General features: G+C 73.5%; 14 protein-coding genes. 8 read left to right on the forward strand and 6 right to left on the reverse strand.

Annotated elements, in window-relative coordinates:
• The 5 genes from H5J29_RS05505 to H5J29_RS05525 all read left to right on the forward strand — a co-directional run.
• Positions 1–251: copper resistance protein CopC (locus tag H5J29_RS05505; protein WP_181779818.1), on the forward strand; the 251-nt coding region annotated here is incomplete at its 5' end.
• Positions 252–346: 95 nt separating this feature from the next.
• Positions 347–1,291: an ATP-binding protein gene (locus H5J29_RS05510; RefSeq protein ID WP_181779819.1), complete on the forward strand. Its 945-nt coding sequence runs from the start codon at positions 347–349 to the stop codon at positions 1,289–1,291.
• Entirely contained in the window at positions 1,288–2,064 is a 777-nt protein-coding gene (locus H5J29_RS05515) for a transglutaminase family protein (protein ID WP_181779820.1), read from the forward strand. The genes H5J29_RS05510 and H5J29_RS05515 overlap by 4 nt, the downstream gene beginning before the upstream one ends.
• Before the next feature lie 48 nt (positions 2,065–2,112).
• A complete protein-coding gene (locus H5J29_RS05520) occupies positions 2,113–2,886 on the forward strand; it encodes an IclR family transcriptional regulator (protein ID WP_181779821.1) in 774 nt (257 codons plus the stop codon).
• A 141-nt stretch (positions 2,887–3,027) separates the two neighbouring features.
• Positions 3,028–3,882, forward strand: coding sequence for a substrate-binding domain-containing protein (locus H5J29_RS05525; RefSeq protein WP_181779822.1), 855 nt, complete (start codon positions 3,028–3,030; stop codon positions 3,880–3,882).
• Between the two features lie 11 nt (positions 3,883–3,893).
• Here H5J29_RS05525 and H5J29_RS05530 read toward each other — a convergent pair whose 3' ends face one another.
• The 4 genes from H5J29_RS05530 to H5J29_RS05545 all read right to left on the reverse strand — a co-directional run bounded on the left by H5J29_RS05530 (position 3,894) and on the right by H5J29_RS05545 (position 10,470).
• Positions 3,894–6,266, reverse strand: coding sequence for a Tex family protein (locus tag H5J29_RS05530; protein ID WP_181779823.1), 2,373 nt, complete (start codon positions 6,264–6,266; stop codon positions 3,894–3,896).
• Between the two features lie 127 nt (positions 6,267–6,393).
• Positions 6,394–7,224 (reverse strand): HTD2 family dehydratase, encoded by an 831-nt coding sequence (locus H5J29_RS05535; RefSeq protein WP_181779824.1) that lies wholly within the window; start codon positions 7,222–7,224, stop codon positions 6,394–6,396.
• A 56-nt stretch (positions 7,225–7,280) separates the two neighbouring features.
• Positions 7,281–8,420, reverse strand: a complete 1,140-nt coding sequence (locus H5J29_RS05540; protein WP_181779830.1) for a class I SAM-dependent RNA methyltransferase — start codon at positions 8,418–8,420, stop codon at positions 7,281–7,283.
• Positions 8,421–8,424: 4 nt separating this feature from the next.
• Entirely contained in the window at positions 8,425–10,470 is a 2,046-nt protein-coding gene (locus tag H5J29_RS05545) for an APC family permease (RefSeq protein WP_181779825.1), read from the reverse strand.
• A gap of 94 nt (positions 10,471–10,564) precedes the next feature.
• Between H5J29_RS05545 and H5J29_RS05550 the strand changes: the two genes are divergently transcribed.
• The 3 genes from H5J29_RS05550 (at position 10,565) to H5J29_RS05560 (ending at position 12,632) form a co-directional block, all read left to right on the forward strand.
• On the forward strand, positions 10,565–11,227 hold the full coding sequence (locus tag H5J29_RS05550) for a potassium channel family protein (protein ID WP_181779826.1): 663 nt from the start codon (positions 10,565–10,567) through the stop codon (positions 11,225–11,227).
• 1 nt (position 11,228) lies between these two features.
• A complete protein-coding gene (locus H5J29_RS05555; protein WP_181779827.1) occupies positions 11,229–11,900 on the forward strand; it encodes a potassium channel family protein in 672 nt (223 codons plus the stop codon).
• 93 nt (positions 11,901–11,993) lie between these two features.
• Positions 11,994–12,632: a maleylpyruvate isomerase family mycothiol-dependent enzyme gene (locus H5J29_RS05560; RefSeq protein ID WP_181779828.1), complete on the forward strand. Its 639-nt coding sequence runs from the start codon at positions 11,994–11,996 to the stop codon at positions 12,630–12,632.
• A gap of 67 nt (positions 12,633–12,699) precedes the next feature.
• On the opposite strand, the gene H5J29_RS05565 is transcribed toward H5J29_RS05560, so the two are convergent.
• Complete coding sequence (locus H5J29_RS05565; RefSeq protein WP_312858074.1) at positions 12,700–13,395, reverse strand: DUF3159 domain-containing protein; 696 nt, start codon at positions 13,393–13,395, stop codon at positions 12,700–12,702.
• 53 nt (positions 13,396–13,448) lie between these two features.
• Positions 13,449–13,829, reverse strand: coding sequence for an OB-fold nucleic acid binding domain-containing protein (locus H5J29_RS05570; RefSeq protein ID WP_181779829.1), 381 nt, complete (start codon positions 13,827–13,829; stop codon positions 13,449–13,451).
• Positions 13,830–14,258: the final 429 nt, after the last annotated feature.

Consider the following 14,258-nt stretch of genomic DNA (forward strand, 5'->3'; position numbering starts at 1 on the left):
AGCTCGACCTGGCCACGGACCTCGCCGCGGGCAGCTACACGGTGGACTGGAGGCTGGTCGACGCCGCCGGAGCACCGCGCACCGGGACCTTCCTGTTCACCCTCGCCCCGGCCGTCGAGACCGCCGCGCTCACGCTGCAGGACGAGGGTGCCGCCTGGCGCCGCACGCCCGCCCCCTGGCTCGCGGGCGGGCTCGTCCTGTTGGTCGGCGGGCTCGCCCTCGGCCGTTCCGCCACCCGTCCGCGCCGCTGAGCGACACCCTCTCCGAACAGCACTGCTCCGTTCGGCGTGGCGGGTTCCGGCGCACTATCGTGCGGCTGCCGATCGGAGCGGAGGTGGAGCGGGGAATGGACCACGACGTGGCCCGGGCGGGAGCCTCGCACCCCACGGTCCACGAGGGCGTCCCTTATGCGTCGGGCGAGCGGCTCGCCGCCGAGCTGGCGGGCCCGGTGGGCGCCGCACTGTCCGCGGGCGGGCCCGTGGTCGCGGTGCTGGAGCAGGCGAACCGCGTCGCGTTGGCGGAGGCGCTCGGACCGGCGGCGGCCGCGGTGGAGTGGCTGGAGCCCGAGGAGGTGCACCGGGTCCCCGCGTTCACCGTGGCGATGCGGTGGGCCCGGCTCACCCGGCGCGCGCCCCGCCCGGAGCTGCGGACCACGGTGATCGCGGAGCACGCCGAGCTGCCCTGGCTGGAGCCCGGGCACTGGGCCCGGCTCGACGCCGCGCTGAACGTGGCCCTCGCGGACCTGCCGATCACGATGCTGTGCGCCTGCCGGGACGATGGTGACCTGGAGCTGCTGCGGGCCACCCACACGACCCTGCGCGTCGGCGGGTCGAGCCTGCCCTCGGACACGCGCCGCGATCCCGTGCAGGTGGTCACCGAGTACCCGCCGCCGCCCCCGCCGGACCTCGGCACCCCGCTCGCCGAGCTGACGTTCACCCTGACCTCGCTGCCCGCGGTCCGCAGGCTCGTCGCCGCGACCGCGCCCGCCGCGGGCCTGGACGGCGAGCGTTCCGCCGACCTGGTGCTCGCGGTCAACGAGATCGCCACCAACAGCGTGGAGCACGGCCCGGGCGCCGGCAGGCTCCGGCTGTGGGCGCGCGAGGGGCCCGGCATGGTCGCCGAGGTGCACGACGTCGGCCGGATGGACGTGCCGTTCCCCGGCCTGGTCGCGCCGTCGCCGTCGGGCGAACGGGGGCGCGGCCTCTGGCTGGCCTCGGAGCTCAGCGACGTCCTGCAGGTGTGGAGCGACCACACCGGCACCACGGTCCGGCTGCTCACCGAGCCGCGGTGAGCGCCGCGGTCGCCCGGTTCGTGGAGCTCGTCCGCGGACCCGAACCGCCGCTCGACGAAGCCGCGCTCGCCCTGGCCGCGGGGGCCGACCCCGATCTCGATCCGGCCCCCTGGCTGGCCGAGCTGGACCGGTTGGCGGCGGGCGTGACCTCGCTGCCCGCGCTCGTCCGCAGGCTGTTCGTGGAGGAGGGCTTCACCGGCGACCGGACGGACTACGGCGACCCGCGGAACTCGCTGCTCCCGGCGGTGCTGACCCGACGCACGGGGATCCCGATCACCCTCGCCGTGGTCTGCATCGAGGTGGGACGACGGGCGGGGATCCCGCTCGAGGGCGTCGGCATGCCCGGGCACTTCCTGGTCCGGGTGCCGGGGACGGGCCATCATCTCGACCCCTTCGACGGCGGTCGCCGCGTCGACCGTGCGGAGTGCGAGGCCCTCTTCCGGGCCGCCACCGGGTCCACCGCGGCCTTCGGCGCCCACCTCCTGCCCCGGGTGTCGACCCGGGAGATCCTGCTGCGGATGCTCGAGAACCTCCGGGCCACCCAACGCCGCCGGGGCGGCCCCGCGGACCGCGAGTGGGTGCTGCGGATGCGGCTGGCCCTGCGTCCCGACGAGGAGGGGCTCGTCGAGCTGGGCGAGGTGCTGGGCGAGCAGGCCCGCTGGGACGAGGGCGCCCGGCTGATCGCGACCTTCCTGGCGGGCGGTGCGCAGCCCGCGGAGGTGCGCCAACGACTGGAACGGACCGCGGCGGGACTCCTGGCCCACCTCAACTGAGGAGGGCGCGGGCTACCGTGAGCCCATGCCGAACCGGTGCATCGGGCGATGACGGGTGCCTCCCGCGGGCCGGAGATCCAGTCCGTGTCCCGCGCCTCGGCCGTGCTGGGCCTGGTCGTCGACAGCGACGGTGGCCTCACCACCACCGAGATCGCCCGCGCCACCGGGCTGACGGTCAGCACCGTGCACCGCCTCGCCCACACCCTCGTCGCCGGCAACCTGCTGTGCCGAGACGGCGGCAGCGACCGGTTCCTGCCCGGCCCCCTGCTGCTGCGACTCGCCCGCAAGGCGCTCGGCAGCTCCGGGGTCCCCGAGGCCGCGGACGTGCTCAAGGAGCTCGCCGACCGCACCGGCGAGACCGCCAGCATCGGCATGCGGCGCGGCGACGAGGTCCTGGTGCTGCTGTCCGTCCCCTCGACCCGACCGCTGCGCTACATCGGACGTCCGGGGGCCCGCGTGCCGCTGCTGGAGTCCGCGATCGGCTGCGCGATCGTGGCCTTCGGCACCGATCCCGTGCAGCAGGCCGCCGAGGTGCTCTCCCGGGCGGGCTCCTCCGGTCCCGAATCGTGGGCGACCGAGGTGGACCTGCTCGCCACCCAGTTCCGCGGGTACGCCGTGCTCGACGACCCCGCCGACCCCGCGCTGCGGGCGGTCGCGGCCCCCGTCGTCGGGTCGAGCGAGCACGTCCGGATGGGGGTGGAGATCCAGGGCCCCACCAGCAGGCTCACCGAGGACCGGCTCGACGCGCTGGGCTCGGTCGTCCGCTCGGCCGCGGACGCCCTGGAGGGTCTCCCCGTGTCCATGGCGTTCGGCGACTTCTGACCGGACATTTGCCCGTCGCCCCAGGTCCTGACCGGACATTCCACGATGCGCGAATGTGTCCCGCATCCTGCAAACGCCCCGTTGACCGTGCCGGGACGGCTGCCTAACCTCGGGTCCAGAAGGACGAGGGAGGCGAGCAGCATGGGTACCGACGAGATCGTCGTGTCGCCGAACCACGCCGTCTTCGACCTCCCGGAGATCGTCGCCGTGCAGGAGGGCCTGTTCGACGCCGTCGGGCTGGCCGTGCGGTTCGCGGACTCCCCGGACCGCTCGGCCGACGCGAAGCGCGATCCGGCCGCCCGGCACAAGGAGTCGCTGTTCACCACCGCCCGCGCCGACGTCTACAACGTCTGCGAATGGGGCGGCATCGACCGGCTGGAGCGGGACACCCGCGGCGGCCGGATCGGCCACCTGCGCGCCGCCGTCGTGTCCCAGGCCCTGGTCAGCCTGGACGACGACCTCAACGAACCCCACGACCTGGCGGACGTGCCGGTGGCGGTCAACGACTACACCGGCTCGCACTACACGGCCCTGCACCTGCTCGAGGGCACCGTGCCGCGGGAACGGATCACGCTCGCGCACGTCGGCCCGCCCGCCACCCGGCTCGACCGGCTGCTCGCGGGCGAGTCCCGCGCGACGATGCTGATGGAGCCGTTCCTGTCCGCGGCGCTGTCCCACGGCGCGCACGTCCTCGGCACCTACGCCTACCGCGGGTCCCAGGTCGTCGCCCCGCACCTGACCGCGGAGCAGCAGGAGGCCTACCGCACCGCCGTCGACAAGGCCGTGGACCTGATCAACGCCGACCGCGCGCGCTGGGCGCCCACGATCGCCGCGGAGGCCGGGCTCGATCCCGCGCTGCTGCGCACGGACTACTACCGCTACACCCACATCGCCCCGTTCACCGAGCGTCGCTTCACCGAGACCTACGCGTGGATGCGGTCCTGGCGGCTGACCGACGGCCGCTCCGGCTACGAGACCCTGCGGGCGCTGCGATGACGATGCTGACCTCACGCAGGCACATCGACCTCTGCCTCATCAACGGCGGGGCGTGTCCGGCGCGCTGAGCGCCCCCCGACCCCTCCCCCCGCCCGAGACCGGCCGCCCTCGGCCCCGGTCCGTCCCCGCGCGCCCCCGCGCCCCTGGACTCCTGGAGCACACCCATGTCCCGGCTCGTCGTCCAGCCGGAGGGTGAGCGAGATCCGCTTCCGGGCCTCGTCGACGTCGAGCACCTTGACCTTGACGACGTCGCCGGACTTCACGACCTCGCGCGGGTCCGACACGAACTGGCTGGACATGGCCGAGACGTGCACGAGCCCGTCCTGGTGCACCCCGACGTCCACGAACGCGCCGAAGGCCGCCACGTTCGTCACGACGCCCTCCAGCACCATGCCCTGCCGCAGGTCGGCGATCTTGTGCACGCCCTCGGCGAAGGTCGCGGTGCGGAACGCGGGCCGCGGGTCCCGGCCGGGCTTCTCCAGCTCGCTCAGGATGTCGCTCACGGTCGGCAGGCCGAACTGCGTGTCCACGAACCGCTGCGGCTGCAGCGTCTTGATCTTCGCGGAGTTGCCGAGCAGCTCGTCGATCGAGACCTTCGAGGCCTCCACGATCCGCCGGACCACCGGGTAGGCCTCGGGGTGCACGCCCGAGACGTCGAGCGGCTCGTCCCCGCCCCGGATCCGCAGGAAACCCGCGGCCTGCTCGAAGGCCTTGGGCCCCAGGCGCGGGACCTCCGCGAGCGCGGTCCGGGTGCGGAACGGCCCGTTGGCGTCCCGGTGCGACACGATCGCCGCGGCGAGCGACTCGCTGACGCCGGACACCCGGCGCAGCAGCGGCGCCGAGGCCGAGTTCACGTCCACCCCGACGGCGTTCACGCAGTCCTCGACGACCGCGTCGAGCGAGCGGGACAGCGAGGACTCCGGCAGGTCGTGCTGGTACTGGCCGACGCCGATCGACTTCGGGTCGATCTTCACGAGCTCGGCCAGCGGGTCCTGCAGGCGGCGCGCGATGGAGACGGCGCCGCGGATCGACACGTCGAGGTCCGGCAGCTCGGCCGACGCGAACGCCGACGCCGAGTACACCGACGCCCCCGCCTCGCTGACCATGACCTTCGTCATCTTCAGCCCGGGGTTCATCGCGACGAGCTCGCCCGCCAGCGCGTCCGTCTCGCGCGACGCCGTGCCGTTGCCGATCGCGATCAGGTCCACCGCGTGCTCGGTGGCCAGCTTCGTGAGCCGGACCAGCGCGCCGTTCCAGTCCTTGCGCGGCTCGTGCGGGTAGATCGTGTCGGTGGCGACGACCTTGCCCGTGGCGTCGACGACCGCGACCTTGACCCCGGTGCGCAGGCCCGGGTCCAGACCCATGGTGGCGCGGGTGCCCGCGGGGGCGGCGAGCAGCAGGTCCCGCAGGTTGGAGGCGAAGACGGTGATCGCCCCCTCCTCCGCCGCGGTGCGCAGCCGGACCCGGATGTCGATGCCGAGGTGCAGCAGGATGCGGGTGCGCCACGTCCAGCGCACGACGCCGGCGAGCCACTCGTCCGCCGCCCGGCCCTGGTTCGAGACCCCGACGTGCGCGGCGACCAGCGTCTCCCAGTCGCCCGCCTTCTCGGGATCGGCGTCGGGCTCCAGGGTGACGTCGAGGACGTCCTCCTTCTCCCCGCGGAACACCGCGAGGATCCGGTGCGACGGCAGCTTCGTGAACGGCTCGGAGAAGTCGAAGTAGTCCGAGAACTTGGCGGCCGCGATGTCACCGGTCTCCTTGCCCGCCTTCACCTTCGACACGAGCACGCCGCGCGACCACATGCGCTCGCGCAGGCCGCCGATCAGGTCCGGCTCCTCGGAGAAGCGCTCGACGAGGATCGCCCGGGCGCCCTCCAGGGCGGCCGTGGCGTCCGCGACCTCGTCGGTGACGTAGCCCTGGGCCGTCTCGACGGGCTCCAGGGTCGGGTCCGCGAGCAGCGCGTCGGCCAGCGGCTCGAGCCCCTGCTCCCGGGCGATCATGGCCTTGGTGCGGCGCTTGGGCTTGTAGGGCAGGTAGACGTCCTCGAGGCGGGCCTTCGACTCGGCCGCGAGGACCCTGGCCTCCAGCTCGGGGGTGAGCTTGCCCTGCTTGCGGATCTCGTCGAGGACCGCGGTGCGGCGCTCCTCGAGCTCACGCAGGTAGCGCAGCCGCTCCTCCAACGTGCGGAGCTGGGTGTCGTCGAGGCCGCCGGTGGCCTCCTTGCGGTACCGGGCCACGAAGGGGACCGTCGAGCCCTCGTCGAGCAACCCGACGGCGGAGGCCACCTGGTGCTGTCGGACGCCGAGCTCGTCGGCGATCCGCTGCTCGATCGAGGGCTGCGGGACCGGTGCCTGGGGGGCCTGGGCGGGAACCGAACCTGTCACTCCCCCATCCTCCCGGGTGGCCCGCGGACGGCGCGCCAGGGGTACCCCGATCCCGGGCTGCGACGGCCGCGGTCCGACACCGGGCGCCTGCACGCGGCGCCGGTGTCGTCGACGTGGACCGACCGGGTCAGGCGTAGGTGACCGTGGCCGTCACGCTCGGGTCGGCGCCCGGGACGCCGCTGCCCAGCGTGTCCCCGTCCGCCGTCGCGACCAGGGGTGAGCCGCAGAAGGCGGGGCGGCGCAGGCGGTACTCCAGCGACGCGATCCGACGGTCCGGGGTGAACCGCCGCGGCACCTCCAGTGCCAGCAGCGCGAGCAGCGGGCCGTGCACGACGAGGCCGGGGTAGCCCTCGACCTGCGTGGCGTAGGGCAGGTCGTGGTGGATGCGGTGCGCGTTGTAGGTCAGCGCGCTCATCCGGAAGAGCATGACCTCGTCGGGGGTCAGGGCGACGTGGGGGCCCTCGGGCAGCGGCCCGGGCTCCGGGACCTCGGGCGCCGCGGCCCGGGGCGCGCCGGGCTCCTGCTGCCGGTAGACGACGTCCTGCTCCTCGGTCTGCAGGACCTGGCCGTCTCGGACGAACTCGTGCCGCAGCGTCACGAAGAGCATGTCCCCGGAGCGGCCCGACTTGGGGACGACCGAGGTCACCGCGGTCCGACGGGTGACGGTGTCCCCGATCCGCAGCGGCTCCCGGACGGTGAGCCGCCCGCCCGCGAACATCCGCCGCCGGTTCGGGACCGGTGGGAGGAAGTGCCCCTCGCGCGGGTGCCCGTCCTCGCCCAGCTCGGCGGTCGTGGGCAGCTCCAGGAAGTGGAAGCCGGTCCACAGCGGGGGCAGCTCGGGGCCCGGCGGGGGCTGGTCCAGCAGGCCGGCGAAGGCGACCGACGGCGCGGCCCCCAGCGTCTCGGTCACCTCGACCGGCGCGGGCTCCCAGCCCTGGACGTGATCAGCGATGGCCATGGACCCACCCTAAATCCCTCGTGAGTGGCGATAGTCGCTCTGGCGAGCATCGCCGCTCACCGGGTGAACAGGGCCACGGACTCCATGTGGTGGGTCATCGGGAAGGCGTCGAAGGAGCGGACCTGCGCCAGCGCGTAGCCCCGCTCGGCGAACAGCTTCACGTCCCGCCCCAGCGCGGCCGGGTCGCACGCCACGTAGACCACGCGCTCGGGGCCGCGGGCGCAGATCTCGGTGACCATCTGCTTGCCCAGCCCCTTGCGCGGCGGGTCCGCCACCACGACCGCCGGATCGGGCAGCGACGCCAGCACCCGCTCCACCCGCCCGGCCCGGAACAGGACCTGGGGCAGGTCCGCGAGGGCCCGCTTGCCGTCGTGGATCGCGGCGTGCGCGGACTCCACCACGGTCACCGACCCCTCCGGCCCGACCTGTCCGGCGAGTACCGCCGCGAACAGCCCGACGCCGCCGTAGAGGTCCCACGCGACCCCGCCGCGCGGGGCCCGGGCCCACTCCCCCACCACGGACACCAGGGTCTCCGCGAGGTCCGGGTGGACCTGCCAGAACGCGCCCGGCGAGAGCAGCCAGTCCCGGCCCGCGGCGTGCTGGACGGACGGCTCGCCGAGCCGTCGCTCGCCCCGCCCGTCGACCGCCACCTCGATCTCGCCGTTCGGCGGCCAGGGGCGTTCGAGCAGGTCCGGCAGCATGCCCGTCGGGGCCAGCAGGCAGTCCGCGATCGGGACGACGTCGTGGCTGTGGTGAGCGCGCAGGCCCGCCCGGCCCTCGGCGTCGACCGCCAGCCGGATCCGCTGCCGCCAGCCCAGCGGCCCGCCGGGCAGCTCCTCCACCACGACCTCCGACGTGACCCCGCCGAGGCGGGACAGCTGCTCGCGCAGCACCGTCGTCTTCAGCTCGCGCTGGGCCGCGGGCGCGACGTGCTGGAAGTCACAACCCCCACACCCACCCGCCCGCGCCCAGGTGCACGGCGCCTGCACGCGGTCCGGGGACGCCTCGAGCACCGAGATCGCGTCTGCCAGGCAGAACGACCCGCCCTGGTCCTCGGTGACCACGGCGCGCACCCGCTCGCCGGGCAGCGCGTGCCGCACGAACAGCACCCGACCCTCGTGGCGCGCCACGAAGTGCCCGCCGTGCGCGACGGCTCCGACCTCCACGTCCAGGACGCGGTCGGTCCAGTCGAGCACTGTCTCAGTGGACCGGGTCACCGGAGTCCTTCCGGGAGCGCGCCGCCTCACCGGGCAGCTGCTCCATCGACGGGTACCCGCGGCGGGACGCCCCGGGTGCGAAGTGCGGCGACAGCGGCTGCGCCGCGGACGACGACGCCAGCTGCCACGGCACGCTGGTCACCATCACCCCGGGCTGGAACAGCAGCCGCGACTTGAGCCGCAGCGCGGACTGGTTGTGCAGGATCTGCTCCCACCAGTGCCCCACCACGTACTCGGGAATGTAGACGGTCACCACGTCCCGCGGGTTGTCGGTCCGGATCCGTTTCACGTAGTCCAGCACGGGACGGGTGATCTCGCGGTACGGGGACTCGACGACCTTCAGCTTCACGGGGATCTTGCGCTTGTTCCAGTCCGTCATCAGCTTCTTGGTGTCCGCGTCATCGACGTTGACGGTCAGCCCCTCCAGCACGTCCGGTCGGGTGGCCCGGGCGTACGCCAGCGCGCGCAGGGTGGGCTTGTGCAGCGTCGACACCAGCACGATGGCGTGGTTGCGGCTGGGCAGCACCCCGTCCTCGTCCCCGGCGGCGAGCTCGGCGGAGACCCGGTCGTAGTGCTTCTGGATGGCCACCATCAGCACGAAGAACCCGGCCATCGCCACGATGGTGATCCACGCGCCGAGGGTGAACTTGGTGATCAGCACGGTGATCAGGACCAGCCCGGTCATGATCGCGCCGAAGCCGTTGATCGTCTGCGAGCGGCGCATCCGGCGCCGCTCGGCCACGTCGTCCTCCCGGCCGAGCTCGCGTCTCCAGTGCCGCACCATGCCCGCCTGGCTGAGCGTGAACGACACGAACACGCCCACGGTGTAGAGCGGGATCAGCCGCGTGACCTCGGCCTGGAACCCGATCACCAGCACCACGGCGAAGGCCGACAGCACCAGGATCCCGTTGGAGAAGGCCAGCCGGTCGCCGCGGGTGTGCAGCTGGCGGGGCAGGAAACGGTCCTGGGACAGGATCGAGCCGAGCACCGGGAAGCCGTTGAACGCCGTGTTGGCCGCCAGCACCAGGATCAGGGCCGTGGTGATCACGACGAAGAAGAAGCCCGGGCGGAAACCGGAGAACACGGCGTCGGCCAGCTGGGCGATCATCGTCTGCTGCTCGTAGCCCGGTGGGGCGTCGGGGAACTGCCGGGCGGGGTCCTCGGCGATCTGGACGCCGGTGACCCGGCCCAGCGCGATCAGCCCCATGATCATCGACACCGAGATCAGGCCCATGATCAGCAGGGTGGTCGCGGCGTTGCGGGACTTCGGCTTCCGGAAGGCCGGGACGCCGTTGGAGATCGCCTCGACGCCGGTCAACGCCGCCGCGCCCTGGGTGAACGAGCGCAGCACCAGCAGCACCAGGGCGAGCCCGGTGAAGGTGTCGCCCTCCGCCACCAGGTGGAGGTTGGTGCTCGCGGTCTCGACGTCCTGGCCCAGGATCAGGACCCGCGTCAGCCCCCACACGATCATGGTGCCGACGCCGATCATGAACAGGTAGACGGGCACCGCGAACGCCGCGCCCGCCTCCCGGATCCCGCGGAGGTTGATCGCCGTCAGCGCGGCGATCGCGGCCACCGCGAACCACACCTTGTGCTCGCCGACGAACGGCACCAGCGCGCCGACGTTCGCCGCGGCGGCCGAGACGGACACCGCGACCGTGAGGGTGTAGTCGACGAGCAGGGCGCTGGCGACCGTGAGGCCCGCGTTGCGGCCCAGGTTGACCGTGGCGACCTCGTAGTCGCCGCCGCCCGACGGGTAGGCGTGCACGTTCTGCCGGTAGCTCGTGACCACCGTGAGCAGGACGACGACGACGGCGAGGCCGATCCACGGGGACAGCGCGTAGGACGCGAGCCCCGCGACGGACAGGGTCAGGAAGATCTCCTCGGGCGCGTAGGCGACCGAGGACATGGCATCGGAGGCGAAGACGGGGAGGGCGATCCGCTTGGGCAGCAGCGTGCTGGTCAGGCGGTCACTTCGCTGGGGGCGGCCGACCACGATGCGCTTGACGGCGGTGCCGAGCTTGGACACCTCCGAAGCCTATGCTCCCGGGGTGTCCGGGACGCGATAGCGTGCCGTACACCCCGAACGCTGCACCCGAACCAGCCCCCGGAGGGCCCACCCGATGTACGTCGTGATCATGGGATGCGGGCGGGTCGGCGCGTCGCTGTCCGCCGGTCTCGAGCGGCTCGGCCACGAGGTGGCGGTGATCGACCAGGACGTCCAGGCCTTCCGCAGGCTGGGCACGGACTTCCGGGGACGCCAGGTGATCGGCTTCGGGTTCCACCGCGAGGTCCTGATCGAGGCGGGCATCGAGAAGGCAGACGCCTTCGCCGCCGTCTCCTCCGGGGACAACTCGAACATCCTCTCGGCCCGCGTCGCCCGCGAGACGTTCGGCGTGGAGCGGGTCGTCGCCCGGATCTACGACGCCAAGCGCGCGGCCGTGTACGAACGCCTCGGCATCCCGACCGTCGCCACCGTGCCCTGGACCACGGACCGGTTCATGCGGATGGTGCTGCCCGACGGCGTCGCCACGGCCTGGCGCGAGCCCGCGGGCACCGTCGCGATCCTGCCGCTGCCGCTGCACGAGGACTGGGTCGGACACCCGATCCGGGAGCTGGAGGAGGTCGCGGCGTGCCGGGTCGCCTTCATCGTGCGCTTCGGCACCGGGGTGCTGCCCACCCGCGACACGGCCGTGCAGGCCGAGGACACCGTGTACGTGGCGGCGGTCTCGGGCACGGTCTCCGACGTCACCGCCGCTGCGGCGGCTCCCCCGCAGGAGGCCTGAGATGAGGGTCGCGATCGCCGGGGCCGGGGCCGTCGGCCGCTCCATCGCCCGCGAGCTGGTGGAGAACAAGCACCAGGTCATGCTCATCGAGCGGGACCTGTCCCACATCGACCCCGGCTCCGTCGACGAGGCGGAGTGGGTGCACGCCGACGCGTGCGAGCTCCAGTCGCTGGAGGACGCGGGCATCGAGAGCTGCGACGTCGTCATCGCCGCGACCGGCGACGACAAGGTCAACCTCGTGGTCTCCCTGCTCGCCAAGACCGAGTTCGCGGTGCGCCGGGTGGTCGCCCGGGTCAACGACCCCCGCAACGAGTGGCTGTTCGGCGAGAACTGGGGCGTGGACGTCTCCGTCTCCACCCCGCGGCTGCTGGCGGCGCTGGTCGAGGAGGCCGTGGCCGTCGGCGACCTGGTGCGGCTGATGACACTGCGCCAGGGCCAGGCCAACCTCGTCGAGGTCACGCTGCCCACCGACACCCGGCTCGCCGGGCGCCCGGTGCGGGATCTCCGGTTGCCCGCGGACTCCGCGCTGGTCACGATCCTGCGCGGCGGACGGGTGATCGTCCCGCAGCCGGACGACTCGCTCGAGCCCGGGGACGAGCTGCTCTTCGTGGCCACCGTGGCGGTGGAGGAGGAGATCCGCACCGCCGTGGTCGGGGACCCGGACCGGCGCTGAGGTCTCCGGCGCTGAGGTCTCCGGCGCTGAGGTCTCCGGCGCTGAGTTTCGCGCCCCGCCGCGGTCTACCCGCTGACGACGATCTGGGGCGGGATGACCGACACGATGAGCCGCGCGGACCTGTGGGCGGCGATCCACACCGAGCGGGCGCGGCTCGCCGAGGACCTGGCCGGGCTCGACGCGACCGCGTGGGCCACGCCGTCGCTCTGCGGGCGGTGGACGGTCGAGGAGGTCGTCGCGCACCTCACCGCCGCGGCGAGCATCGGGACGGGGCGGTGGATCGTGAGCATGCTGGGCGCCCGGTTCGACGACGGCGTGCACAACGACCGCAGGCTCGCCGAGCAGCGCGGGCCCACCCCGGCCGAGACGCTCGCCCGGTTCCGCGCGGCGGTCCCGAGCACCACCGCCGCCACCGGGCACACGGCGGCCTGGTTGGGTGAGGTCGTGGTGCACGGGCAGGACGTGCGGCGGCCGCTGGGGATCGCGACCACCCCGTCGGTCGGGGCGGCGACCGCGGTCGCGCGGTTCTTCGTGTCCCGCGACTTCGCGGTGAACAGCCGCACCGCGGCCGAGGGGCTGCGGCTCGAGGCGACCGACGGGCCGTTCGCGCACGGCGGCGGTCCCCCGGTCCGGGGCACCACGACCGCGCTGGTCCTGGCCCTGGCGGGTCGGCGCGCCTACCTCGAGGATCTCGCGGGCGAGGGCGTGGCGGTGCTGGCGTCCCGACTCTGACCGCACGAACGGCACGCTCGTGCGGTAGGTCCGCACGAGAGTGCCGTTCGTGCGGGAGGGCGGTGGGTCAGGCGGCCTTCGCGGGGCGCTCGGCCCGGCGGACGGCCAGGATCGTGCCGACGATCGCGACGCCGATCAGCGGGTAGCCCATGGCCAGACGGGCGATGCCCAGCCAGGTCTCCTCGTCCGCGTTGTACAGCCAGCCCTGGACCACGAGCCGGGCGCCGAACACCAGGGCCCAGAGCGCGCTGGCCCACGAGTACGCCGCGAGCATGCGGCGATCGCTCCGCCAGCCCTGCCCACGCCCGTTGATGCCGTGCCAGATCACGCCGGCGAGGGGCCACCGGACCGCGATCGAGACGAGGAAGGCCAGGCAGAGCCCCGCGCTGTAGAGCAGCCCGGGCAGGTAGAAGCCGCGGGCCTCGCCGGTGCGGTAGGCGATGAACGCACAGACGCCCACGCCGACCAGCCCCGAGATCGCGGGCTGCAACGGCTGCTTGCGCACCACGCGGAAGATCGCGACCAGCACCCCGGCCACCAGCGCCGCGATGAGCGCGGGCTGCAGCTCGAACAGGACGTTGGCCACGACGAAGACCGCGATCGGGACCGTCGACGCGACGATCCCGGAGATGCCGCCCATCTGCTCCATGAGCGTGGGCATGTTCCCCTCGGACTGCTTCTCGTCCGGGGTGTCCGTCGGCGCCGCGGGGACCACGGGGATGGGCCCCGTCGGCGACTCGTGGTCGACGGGCTCACCGGCCACCCGCGGGAGGCGGGTGGTCGGGGCCGACTCCGGGTCCGCTCCGGGGCCTGAGGTCACTGGGCCTGACAGATCTCGTAGTACGGGTTGTACAGGACCTTCCGCCCGTCCCTGACCGAGATCCGGCCGCGGACGCGCATCGTCCGACCCGGCTCGATGCCCGGGATCCGGCGTCGTCCCATCCAGACCAGCGTCACTCCCTCGGTGCCGTCGAACAGCTCGGCCTGGAGCTGCGCGGTGCTGTCGTCCTCCGGGCAGAACTCGACGCTCCGGAGGCGACCCTGCATGGTCACCTCCTGGCCGCAGGCGCAGTCGCTCGCGCGCTGCGCCCCCGCCCGCTCGGAGTCCTCCGACAGGTCGTCCGCATCCAGGACGTCGACGTCGCTGGTGAGCTTGCGAAGCATGCGGCGGAACGCCCCACTGTCCGTGCTGCCCATCTCTCTCCTCGGCTGCTCGGGCGCGGGCCGTCTCCGTTGATCCGGCCGCTGCCCGCACAAGGGTAACGCCGTGGAAACCGGAAGTGTGCCCCTTCCCGGGTGCGGCTTGCTCGATCGAGTGACACCGACCGTTCCCGTCGGTGAGCGGCCGGGCGGCGGCGGTGACAGGCACTGGGCCGACGGGATGACATCGGCGCCACTCACCGCATTCACCCTGCTCAGGAGGTTTCGACGGACAGTGACCCGGCGCCGTGGGCCGGCGGGCGTGAGCTTGCTCGCACCCGCCGCCCGCTCAGCTACTCCGGTCTGCGGTGCCTGCCCTGCTGGGCGGGCGCGAACAAGGTCATCGGGTCCACGCCGAGGAACGCCAACGCGGGCTGGGAACCGGGGCCGACGGCGTGCCGGGCGGCGTCGGACGCCTCCGCGGAC

Origin of the sequence: Pseudonocardia pini (assembly GCF_013870575.1) — a bacterium.
Classification (GTDB): Bacteria; Actinomycetota; Actinomycetes; order Mycobacteriales; family Pseudonocardiaceae; genus Pseudonocardia; species Pseudonocardia pini.

What these genes read in the sequence shown, in the direction of transcription:
- H5J29_RS05510 (WP_181779819.1), top strand. Translation starts at nt 347, where the DNA reads ATGGACCACGACGTGGCCCGGGCGGGAGCCTCGCACCCCACGGTCCAC.
- H5J29_RS05520 (WP_181779821.1), top strand. Translation starts at nt 2,113, where the DNA reads ATGACGGGTGCCTCCCGCGGGCCGGAGATCCAGTCCGTGTCCCGCGCC.
- H5J29_RS05525 (WP_181779822.1), top strand. Translation starts at nt 3,028, where the DNA reads ATGGGTACCGACGAGATCGTCGTGTCGCCGAACCACGCCGTCTTCGAC.
- H5J29_RS05535 (WP_181779824.1), bottom strand. Translation starts at nt 7,224, where the DNA reads ATGGCCATCGCTGATCACGTCCAGGGCTGGGAGCCCGCGCCGGTCGAG.
- H5J29_RS05550 (WP_181779826.1), top strand. Translation starts at nt 10,565, where the DNA reads ATGTACGTCGTGATCATGGGATGCGGGCGGGTCGGCGCGTCGCTGTCC.
- H5J29_RS05555 (WP_181779827.1), top strand. Translation starts at nt 11,229, where the DNA reads ATGAGGGTCGCGATCGCCGGGGCCGGGGCCGTCGGCCGCTCCATCGCC.
- H5J29_RS05560 (WP_181779828.1), top strand. Translation starts at nt 11,994, where the DNA reads ATGACCGACACGATGAGCCGCGCGGACCTGTGGGCGGCGATCCACACC.
- H5J29_RS05570 (WP_181779829.1), bottom strand. Translation starts at nt 13,829, where the DNA reads ATGGGCAGCACGGACAGTGGGGCGTTCCGCCGCATGCTTCGCAAGCTC.